This is a genomic window from Nocardia sp. NPDC004582 (assembly GCF_053602115.1).
On the sequence record NZ_JBSGCY010000071.1, the window covers coordinates 23,700 to 33,771 of the forward strand.

Annotated in this window: 7 protein-coding genes and 1 pseudogene; 3 read left to right on the forward strand and 5 right to left on the reverse strand. The window is 69.2% G+C overall.

Annotation, left to right across the window (positions count from 1 at the left end; translation table 11 throughout):
- The first annotated feature begins 5 nt into the window (after window positions 1-5).
- Together ACWELJ_RS20230 and ACWELJ_RS20235 are read left to right on the forward strand one after the other, a co-directional pair.
- The gene (locus ACWELJ_RS20230) at window positions 6-1,403 is read left to right on the forward strand and encodes an EamA family transporter (RefSeq protein WP_452367679.1); all 1,398 of its coding nucleotides are present in this window, start codon (window positions 6-8) and stop codon (window positions 1,401-1,403) included.
- The gene (locus ACWELJ_RS20235) at window positions 1,330-1,854 is read left to right on the forward strand and encodes an ankyrin repeat domain-containing protein (RefSeq protein ID WP_452367680.1); all 525 of its coding nucleotides are present in this window, start codon (window positions 1,330-1,332) and stop codon (window positions 1,852-1,854) included. Before ACWELJ_RS20230 ends, ACWELJ_RS20235 begins: the two co-directional genes overlap by 74 nt.
- Here ACWELJ_RS20235 and ACWELJ_RS20240 read toward each other — a convergent pair.
- On the reverse strand, window positions 1,841-3,319 hold the full coding sequence (locus ACWELJ_RS20240) for a flavin-containing monooxygenase (protein ID WP_452367681.1): 1,479 nt from the start codon (window positions 3,317-3,319) through the stop codon (window positions 1,841-1,843). The genes ACWELJ_RS20235 and ACWELJ_RS20240 overlap by 14 nt on opposite strands.
- 48 nt (window positions 3,320-3,367) lie before the next feature.
- Window positions 3,368-3,563 (reverse strand): annotated as a pseudogene (locus ACWELJ_RS20245) (IS481 family transposase); the annotation flags it as partial.
- A 97-nt stretch (window positions 3,564-3,660) separates the two neighbouring features.
- Between ACWELJ_RS20245 and ACWELJ_RS20250 the strand changes: the two are divergent.
- Entirely contained in the window at window positions 3,661-4,809 is a 1,149-nt protein-coding gene (locus ACWELJ_RS20250; RefSeq protein WP_452367682.1) for an RNA-guided endonuclease InsQ/TnpB family protein, read from the forward strand.
- Window positions 4,810-4,904: 95 nt separating this feature from the next.
- Here the strand turns inward: ACWELJ_RS20250 and ACWELJ_RS20255 are convergent, their stop codons facing one another.
- From ACWELJ_RS20255 to ACWELJ_RS20265, 3 genes are all read right to left on the reverse strand, one after another.
- The gene (locus ACWELJ_RS20255) at window positions 4,905-5,747 is read right to left on the reverse strand and encodes an alpha/beta fold hydrolase (protein ID WP_452367683.1); all 843 of its coding nucleotides are present in this window, start codon (window positions 5,745-5,747) and stop codon (window positions 4,905-4,907) included.
- A 141-nt stretch (window positions 5,748-5,888) separates the two neighbouring features.
- The gene (gene recD, locus ACWELJ_RS20260) at window positions 5,889-7,841 is read right to left on the reverse strand and encodes an exodeoxyribonuclease V subunit alpha (protein WP_452367684.1); all 1,953 of its coding nucleotides are present in this window, start codon (window positions 7,839-7,841) and stop codon (window positions 5,889-5,891) included.
- A partial coding sequence (locus ACWELJ_RS20265; RefSeq protein WP_452367685.1) for a 3'-5' exonuclease occupies window positions 7,838-10,072 on the reverse strand: 2,235 nt, incomplete at its 5' end. The genes ACWELJ_RS20265 and recD, both read right to left, overlap by 4 nt.

Below are 10,072 nucleotides of genomic sequence, written 5' to 3' on the forward strand. Positions count from 1 at the left end.
CGGCCATGGCGATCACGGAGAGGGCGGGCCGGATTCCGGTCCGAGTTCAGGCGACCGGATGGGGGCTGTTGTCGTGGGTGTTGTTCGCCGGCTCGGGGCCGTTGGCCAAGGCCATGATGGTGGCCGGCTGGAGCCCGGCAGCGGTGACCTCGGCGCGAATCGCCCTGGCGGCGGTGCTTTTGTTGCCGGTGGTGGCCGGGTTCCGTCCGCGCACGCTTCTGTGCTCGCGGTCGCAGCTCTGGTTACCGGTCGCCTATGGACTGCTCGGTGTTGCGGGCGTTCAGCTGTTGTTCTTCGTGGCGGTGGCCGAAATCCCGGTGGGAGTGGCGATAGTTCTCGTCAACCTCGCGCCCGCGTTCGTCGCATTGTGGATGCGAACCGCCCGGGATACGCGTTTGCGCGGGTCGGTCTGGGCGGGAATCGCATTCGCGATTACCGGATTGGCCATTGTCGCCCAACCTTGGCAGTCCAGCGGCCTGAATCTGGTCGGGCTGACGGCAGGCCTCGGTTCGGCGATGTGCTCGGCCGCCTACTTTCTTCTCGGTGAGTATGGCGCCCGCCGAACCGACCCGTCTGGACTCACCGCGTCCGGACTGGTGGTCGGAGCTATCGCGGTCACCGTGATCGCCCCGCCGTGGACCCTCCCTTCCGAGCTGCTCACAGCCCCGATCGCACTCGGCGACCGCCACCTGCCCGCCTGGCTCGTCCTGCTGATCCTCGCCGCCTTCGGCACCGCCGTGCCCTACCTGACCGGACTCCGAGCCCTCCAAGAGCTGCCTCCGATCGCGGCCAGCGTGCTCGCCGTGGTCGAGCCGCTGGCCGCCACCGTCCTGGCCTGGCTACTCCTCGGCCAGTCGCTCCACCCGATCCAGATCGTCGGCGCGGTCATCATGCTGATCGGCGCGACGGCCGTGCAGATCGGAAGCGTCGGCGGGGTCAGCCGATCGGTTGATATCGATGTCGGCCGGATGGGGGTGGGAGAAGGAGCCGGTGCACCGATTCGGGGGTGGGTGGGGGTGCGGAGCATGGGAGGGGAAGGCAATTCGGTCGACGGATGGAGCAGCGGTTATGGGGACCTCGTGGTGGCGTGGGCGTGCTCGGGGAGTCCGGGTCGGGGTGGCGGTGGTGGCCGGGGCCGTGCTCGTGGCCGCCTGCTCGGCCGAGCCGGGGGGCAAGGAAACCGCGGAGAGCAGTCAGCAGACGCAGAACGGATCGGTGATGATGTCCGACAACAGTGGTTCGGGGCCGGTCGAGGTGCCGGCGGAGCAGGCGAACAAGGCGTTGCTCAGGGCCGCCAAGGATGGGGACGCGGACGGGGTTCGGGCCGCGTTGAATCAGAAGGCGCAGGTGGAGACTCGGGATGGGTCGGGGCGGACGCCGTTGATGATCGCGGTGCTGGATGACAATCTGCCGGTCGCCAAGGTGCTCATGGAATTCAAGGCGGATCCGGATGCGAAGGATGATCGCGGGGAGAGTCCCTGGGTGAATACCGGGGTCACCGGCAGTGTCGCCATGATGGAGCTGCTGCTGCCCGCGCAGCCGGATTTGACGTTGCGGAATCGGTTCGGCGGGAACGCGCTGATCCCGGCGGCGGAGAAGGGCCATCTCGATTACGTGCGGGAGGTGTTGCGGCAGACCGATATCGACATCGATCACGTGAACGATCTCGGCTGGACCGCGCTTCTCGAAGCCGTCTATTACGGCAATGGCAGTGCCGTGTATCGCGATATCGTCCGGGTGCTGGTGGACAATGGCGCGAATGTCTCGATTCGTGATGCCAAGGGGCGCACGGCGTATGACCACGCGGTGCGGCGCGGGTTCAGTGAGATCGCGGCGATGATCAAACCCCGGTGACGCCGAGCGGCTGGACGCGTTCGAAATGGATGGCGGGGTCGGTGATCTTGCCGAAGCGCAGGGCGGGCAGGTCGCGCAGGTAGTTCATGTGCAGCTTCCACGGGGCGCGGGTGCCCTGCTTGGGCAGGATGTCGAGGGAGCGCAGGACATAGCCCGGCTCGAAATCGAGGAAGGGGGCCGGGCCGACAGCGGGGTCGCGGATCGGGGTGGCCTTGGTGTAGCCCTCGGCATCCATGTGGCGGAGCAGACGGACCACGTATTCGCACACCAGGTCCGCCTTCAACGTCCAGGAGGCGTTGGTGTAGCCGATGATGAAGGCGAAGTTGGGGATGCCCGAGAGCATCATCGCCTTGTAGGCCATGGTGTCGGGCAGATTGACGTCGTGGCCGTCCACGGCGAGGGCGACGCCGCCGAAGGGGATCAGATTGAGGCCGGTGGCGGTGATTACGATATCGGCGTCCAGGTCACGGCCCGATTCGAGACGCAGACCGGTTTCGGTGAAGGTGGCGATGCGGTCGGTGACCAGGTCGAGCTTGCCCTGGCGGATGGCCCGGAAGAAGTCGCCGTTGGGCGACAGGCACAACCGCTGATCCCACGGCTTGTAGCTGGGATTGAAGTGGGTGTCGATATCGAAACCCTCGGGCAGCCAGCGCTGCTGCCAGCCGCGGATCCAGGCGCGCATGCGCGTCGGATAGCGTTGCGACAGTTGGTACATCGCGGTGCTCAGGGCGACGTTCTTGGCGCGGGCCACCGCGTACGCGGCGCGGGCGGGCAGGAACTGGCGGGCGCGGTCGGCCAGGCCGTCACGGGCGGGCAGGGAGATGATGTAGGACGGCGACCGTTGCAGCATGGTGACGTGCGCGCCCTGTTCGACCAGCGCGGGACCGAGGGTGACGGCGGTGGCACCCGAGCCGATGATGACGACGTGTTTGCCGTCCACGTCCACCGAGTCCGGCCAGTGCTGCGGGTGGATGATCGGGCCCGGAAAGCGTTCCGTGCCCGGGAAATCCGGGGTGTAGCCCTCGTCGTAGCGGTAGTAGCCCGAGCAGCTGAACAGGAAGTCCGCGGTCAGGGTGACCGGTTCCCCGTCGTGGTCGGCGGTCACCGTCCAGCGGTTGCGCGGCGAGGACCATTCGGCCCGCACCACCCGGTGCCGGTACCGGATGTGGCGGTCGATGTCGTTCTCCGCGGCGGTGTCGCGCAGGTACGCCAGGATATCGTCGCCGTCGGCGATGGCCTTCTCCCCCAGCCATGGACGGAACCGATAGCCGAGGGTGAACATGTCGGAATCGGAGCGAATGCCCGGATAGCGGAACAGGTCCCAGGTGCCGCCGCTGGCCTCCCGCGCCTCCAGCACGGCGTACGTGCGCCCGGGAAAGGCGCGCTGCACATGGTAGGCGGCATCGATGCCGGACAATCCGGCCCCGACTATGAGCACATCGACGTGCTCCGGCGTAGTGGCCATGACCCCAGCATATTCTTCAAGCCGCGAACGCAGTGCCCGATGCTGCCGCTACCGGAATTTCCGCTGGTTGTATGCGGCCATGACGTTGGTGACGCCGGTGTGGAGGCGGCTGGCTGGTGGCTGATTTCCGGCGGTCGAATGGGGTCAAATGATAGTTGTAGTGGATGTTCCAAACATCGAAGGCGGCCGTTCGCTGGTGTTCGCTGGTCCATTCGCGGGCGTAGCGCAATTCCTCGGCCAGGATGCCGAAAACCAGGTGGGCGTGGAGAGCGAAATCATAGTGTCTGCCCTTTTCTGGCATCTCTCGTGTCTGCCATCAACCACTACGATAAAGTCGAGATATGCAGTTGCGGTACAACTTCCGCATCTATCCGACACCGGGCCAGCGGGTTTCGCTGGCGAAGGCGTTCGGTTGTGCGCGGGTGGTGTACAACGACGCGTTGGCCGCGCGGGAGGCCGCGCGCCGCGACGGGCAGCCATATGTGATGGACGCGGCGCTGTCGAAAGCGTTGACCGAGGCCAAGAAAACCCCCGAACGCGCCTGGCTGGGCGAGGTGTCGTCGGTGGTGTTGCAGCAGGCGTTGGCTGACCTGAACACCGCCTACCGCAACTTCTTCGCCTCGATCACCGGCAAGCGGCACGCCGCGCGAGTGGGGCGGCCTCGGTTCCGGTCCCGCAAGTACAACCGGCAAGCCATCCGGTTCACCAAGAACTCACGATTCGCGGTGACACCGGGCCGCAAACTGCGGTTGCCGAAGATCGGCGACGTGATAGTGGCGTGGTCACGGGAACTGCCGTCCGAGCCGTCGTCGGTGTCGATCATCAAGGACGCGGCGGAACGGTACTTCGCGTCATTCGTGGTACTGACAGACGACCAGCCGCTTCCGGAACTGGATGCGGAGGTGGGTATCGACCTCGGCTTGTCGACGTTCGCGGTGCTGTCGGACGGCAAGGTCATCGAGTCGCCACGTTTCCTCCGTCAGGCCGAGCGCCGATTACGGAAGGCGCAGAAATCGTTGTCCCGCAAGGAGAAGGGCTCCAAGAATCGCGCGAAAGCTCGGTTGAAGATCGCCCGTGCTCACGCGAAAGTGGCTGATACGCGCCGGGATTGGGCGCACAAGAAGTCCACGATGATCATCCGCGATAACCAAGCGGTGTTCGTGGAGGACTTGTGCGTGAAAGGTCTCGCGCGTACCCAGTTGGCCAAGAGTGTGCACGATGCCGGGTGGGGCATGTTCACCCGCATGTTGGAGGAGAAAGCCGCCCGGTACGGGCGCACCTTCGTCAGGGTGGATCGCTGGTTCCCGTCGACCCGCATGTGCTCGGGGTGCGGGGCGATCGGGGACAAGAAGGCCCTGCATGTCCGTGAATGGGCGTGCACTTGCGGGGCCATCCACGACCGAGACCTGAACGCGGCCATCAACATTCTCGCGGCGGGACGCGCCGAGAGGTTAAACGCCTGCGGAGGGACCATAAGTCTTTCCGCCTAGCGGAAAGCAAGTCCCTGTGAAACAGGAACCCACCGAGAGCGCTCGTCAGGGCGCTGGTAGGAATCTTCGGCCTTCACTTCAGACCGGAGAGGACGTCAAGAACGCGACAAGAATTCCCCGATCACGCCCGCCACCCGATCCGGATCCCCCTTGTCGATCCCGAAATGGTCGAGGCCGGGCACGATGGCGCGCTCGCAATCCGGGATCACCGAGGCGAGTAGCTCCTGGTCGGAGGCGGTCCAGGGCCGCCGGTCCTTGTCCCCGTCGAGCAACAGCACCCGGGCGGTGATCTCCGCGTAATTCCGATACGTGTTGTCGAAACGCGCGTACTGCCGGTGCTCGACGAGATTCTGCGGTAATTGCGCGATGACCTCGTCCTTCTCGGGGGCCTTCATCATGATCGGCATCATGCGCCGGAACATCCACCGCGGCGTCTTCCGGATGGAGTCCGGCCCGATCGCCCGCAGGAACTCGATGAACGCCTCCAGGGGTTTGCCCTGGGCCAGGTATTTCTCGTAGGCGCCCATCCACCCCAAGGGCATGGACCCGTTCACCGACAGTCCCGGCTCGTACACCGCGACCTTCGCGATCCCCGGGTTCTTCCGCGCCGCCTCGAGCGCCACGAATCCCCCGTAGCTGTGCCCGACCAGGAACCCCGCGCCCGTTTTGTCCTGGAGCGCCCGCACATCCGCGCAATCGTCCTCGACCCCGTGCTCGGGACGCTGCGGCCCGCTCTCACCGTGCCCGCGCCGTTCGATGGTGTGCACGGTGAACGCGGTGGCCAGGGCCGCCGCGAACCGCTCATACCCGCCGGCCAGGGACAACACTCCCGGAATCACGATCACGCCCGGCCCACTGCCCCGGCTGAGGTACACGATCCGCGTGCCGTCCTCCGACACCACCGAGTCCGTGCTCGGTTCCGCTTCGAAATCGACCATGCCAAGCCCTCCCCTCTCGGGCGCCCCGATCGGAAAGACCGCGGCGTCAGCGGTATCGCGCATCGCTCACGCTACGCCGCCACGCCCGCCCCGCACACGCTCGGCGAAACTCCGCACCCCGCAGCGTGTCCAGACCCCGGATCACTCCCGATTGCGCAGGCCACTCGCGCGCAGGACGCGGCGGGCGATGCCCGACCGGATCGATTCCTCGGTCCCGAGGATCCGCACCTGCTTCCGGGCCCGGGTCACGGCCGTGTACAGCAGCTCTCGGGTGAGCAGGGTCGATTCCGGCCCCGGCAGCACCGTCGAGACGGTGTCGTACTGACTGCCCTGGCTGCGGTGAATCGTCATGGCGTAGACGGTGGTCACCCCGGGGAATTGGGTGGGGTGCACCAGATACGGCTCGGTGCCGCGCTGCAGCGCCGCGCGCAGCGTGCCGTCGGGCGCGCGCACGATGACACCGGTGTCGCCGTTGTAGATCCGCGCCTCGTGGTCGTTGGCGGTGACCAGCAGCGGCTGCCCCGGGTACCAGTGCCCGGCACCGGGATCGGCGCTGATCCCCGCCCCGATCACCCAGCCCGCCGCCAGCCGGTCCCAGCGTTCGACACCGTAGGGACCCTGCCGGTGCGCGCACAGCAGACGATGCGATTCGAGGGCGGTGAGCGCGGCGGTCGCGTCCCCCGCCAGCGCGGCGTCGGTGGCGTCGCGCGCTGCCCGCAGCACGTCCGCGCGCACGCCGGCGATGTCCTCGGGCGCGTGCAGCGACAGTTCGTCACCGCCGTCGGCGAGCAGGGCCAGCGCCGCATCGGCGTCGCCCGCGCGAATGGCGACCGCCAGCTCCGCGATCCGCCCACCGAAGCGGCGACCCCGCGTCAGCCGGACGATGCCGCCCCGCAGCCGTTCGCGTTCGCGCCCCGACAGCGCGTCCGGATGCGCGGCCGTCGCCCGCAGGTCCCCGCCGAGGATGCGTTCCAGCGCCGGATTCGCCTGTCCCGGAACAGGTCCGGCGACGAGGTCGGCCAGCACCGCACCCGCGTCGACCGACGCCAGCTGGTCGGGGTCACCGACCAGCACCAGCCGCGCGTCCGGCCGGACCGCGGGCAGCAGCCGGCTCATCATGGTCAGCGACACCATCGAGGTCTCGTCCACCACGATCACGTCGTAGGGCAGCCGGTTGAACTCGTTGTGCTTGAACCGTCCCGCGCCGCCGCGCTGCCAGCCCAGCAGCCGGTGCAGCGTGGCGGCGGTGAGCTCGGGCAACCCGATCTCACCCGCCTGCTCACGCACCGCCTCCTGCATGCGCGCCGCCGCCTTGCCGGTCGGCGCCGCCAGCGCGATCCGCAGGGCGGGCGTGCCCGGCACAGCCTGCTGATGCGCCACCAGCAGCGCCAGCACCCGGGCGATGGTGTGGGTCTTACCGGTACCGGGTCCACCCGCGACCACGGTCGTCCACTGCGTCGTGGCCAGCGCCGCCGCCAGCCGCTGCCGATCCGGCGGCTCACCGGGCCCGCCGTGATCCGGGAACAGCCGATCCAGTTCGCGCCGCACCAGTTCCGCGTCCACCATCGGGTGCGAGGCGGCCCGCTCGGTGAGCACTCGCCGGATCGTCTCCTCCTGCCGGTAGTACCGGTCCAGGTAGAGCAGCGGCCCGGTGTCGCCGCCCGACCCGGCACTGCCGCCGCGCGGGCCGGCCTCGCCACCGCCCCGCGAGCCGGAGTCACCGCCGGGCGGGTCGATGAGGCGCAGCGGGCGCAGCGGCCCGGCCGGGCTCCCGGTCACCAGCGGGCTCACCCGCAGGGCCGCGATCACCATGTCCACGTCGGGCCAGGGCAGGGTGGCCGGATCGATGGCCGATTCCTCGGTGTCCTGAGCGTCCACGCCGATCTCGTGCATGCGCCGCACTTCCAGGCACACAGACCCGGATCGCACCGCGCGCACCGCCAGCGCGGTCGCGAAAACCACCGCCTCCGACCGTTCTCCGCCCAGCCGCGCGAGCCGCAACGCCACATGCACATCCGCCGCCGACAGCACCCCGGCCGCATTGAACACCTGCAGCAGCCCGGTCCCGCGCTGCGCCAGCTGAATCGAAGTCATCGCACCACTCCCGTGTCACCGGCGAGCAGCGCCGAGAGGTCCTCCACCAGTTCGGCGGGTGGATGCCAGTCGAAGACGCCGCAGCCGTCGGGGGTCTCGGGCCCGATCATGCCGCGCACGAACAGGTATCGGATGCCGCCCAGGTGGCGCGCCGGATCGTAGCCGGGCAGCCGCCAGCGCAGATACCGGTGCAGCGCGACCGAATACAGGATGGCCTGCAACGGGTAGTGCGAGCGCATCATCTCCGCGGCCATGCGGTCGCGGGTGTAGTGCGCCACCGTCAGGTCGCCCATGCCGAGCCGGTTGGTCTTGTAGTCGACGACCAGGAATCGCGGTCCGGCCATCCGCAGCACGGCGTCGATACTGCCGGTCAAGTACCCCCGCAGCGGTGTGTCGTCCAGGTGCGCGAGCTGATCGGCGTAGGGCGCGAAGATGTCGTCGGCGGGCAGGTGGCGGCGCAGCAGATCGGCGATGCGCGGCACCGTGACGCGCGCGGCGACCGGGTCGTCCCCGCCGGCGAGCGGCAGTTCGAAATCGAGCTCGCTCAACCGATCCCGGGTCGAGAACCCGGCGAGCGTCCCGTCCCCGATGGGCGTGTGCATGACCGCCAGCAGCGCCCCCGACAGCACGTCGGGGTCCGCGTCGAACATCTGCTCGTTCACCGCGTGCAGGCAGCGCGCCCGGATCTCGGCGGCCAGGTCGGGGGCGTCGGTGTCCACGTACTCCAGCACCTCGTGCACCAGGGTGCCGAACTCGGCGCCGTAGGGCAGCGAATTCATCAGCGAGGGCGCGGCGCCCGCGAACGCGCTCAGGTCGTCGGCGAGTACGGCCGGATCAGCCGGTTCGTCGGAGACGCCGCCGCCCTCGGGAACATCGGCGGCGGGCAGGGCGTCGTGCGCGCCCGCGGTCAACGCCGAATAGGAGGTGCGCCGCCACGCCTGATCCAGCACCCGGTCGAAGCGGGCGGCGGCCAATGGTTCGGCGGCCGTGGCCGTGTCGTCGTGCGGCAGGCGAGCGCGCGTGATCTCCCGGACCGGTTCGACGGCGATGACGCCGGGCTCGGCCGTCGACGCCCACTCCCGAATCCGTTCCAGCACTACCGAATCCGCGGGCACCGGCACCTTGTCCGCCACGGCGGGACTGCCCGGTTCGCGCCCCAGCAGCATGCGATGCAGCGGCGCGGTCTGGGTGTCGTAGGCCGGTGCCCACCAGGCCACCACCTGCGCGCCCGCCCGCGTCAACGCCACGTACAGCAGGCGCAGTTCCTCGGCCTGCTCCTCGGCTTCGGCGCGCAGCCGCCGGGAGTTGTAGCCCGGCGCTTCGGAGCCGCCGACATCGAGCACCCGGCGGCCCTGCTCGTCATGGAACAGCAGCGTCGGCGGATTGCGCAGCTTGGCCGCGTCCCACGCGAAAGGCAGGTACACGACCGGGAATTCGAGCCCCTTGCTGGCGTGCACGGTCGCCACCTGCACCGCGGCCGCGTCCCGATCGAGCCGACGGCTGCGATCGGCCACGCTCCCGGAGGCCGGATCGCGCACCCGGTCGGCCAGCCAGCGGGTCAGCGCGGACAGCCCCAGACCCTCGCGCAGGGCCGCGTCGTCGAGCAGCTGCGCGATCTGGCGCAGGTCGGTGAGCTGCCGTTCGCCGCCTTCGAGCGCCAGCAGCCGCGGCGCCAATCGGGTTTCGGCACTGAGCTTCTCCGCGACGGCGGCGAACCCGGCCCGGGCGAACAACCGGGCCGCGTCGCGCAGGTCGGCGCTGAGCCGGCCCACCAGATCGGCTCCCCCGGCGTCGATCTCGGCCGCGCTCACCCCGAGCAGCGCCGTCCCGGCCGCCAGCCGCACCCGGTCCCCGCGATGCGGCTGCTCGACCGCCCGCAGCACCCACAGCCATTCGGTGGCCGCGGGCGTCCCGAACACGCTCGCACCACCGGCCAGCACCGAGGCGACCCCGGCCGCCTCCAGTTCGGTCCGCACCAGCTCCAGCTGCGCGCGATTGCGCACCAGCACCGCGATATCGCCGGGCCCGATGGCCCTTTCGCGGGCAGTCCCGGCATCGATGAGCACCCCGGACCCGAGCAGCCCGACGATATCGGCGGCCACGTCGACGGCCACCCGCTCCCGCTGCCGGCCCACCGTCGGATACCCGGACTTGTTGAGCGGCCCGGCCCCGCTGCGCGGCAGGCACCGCAGCCGCAGCGGCGTCACCCGCTGGGGCGCGCCCGACAGCCG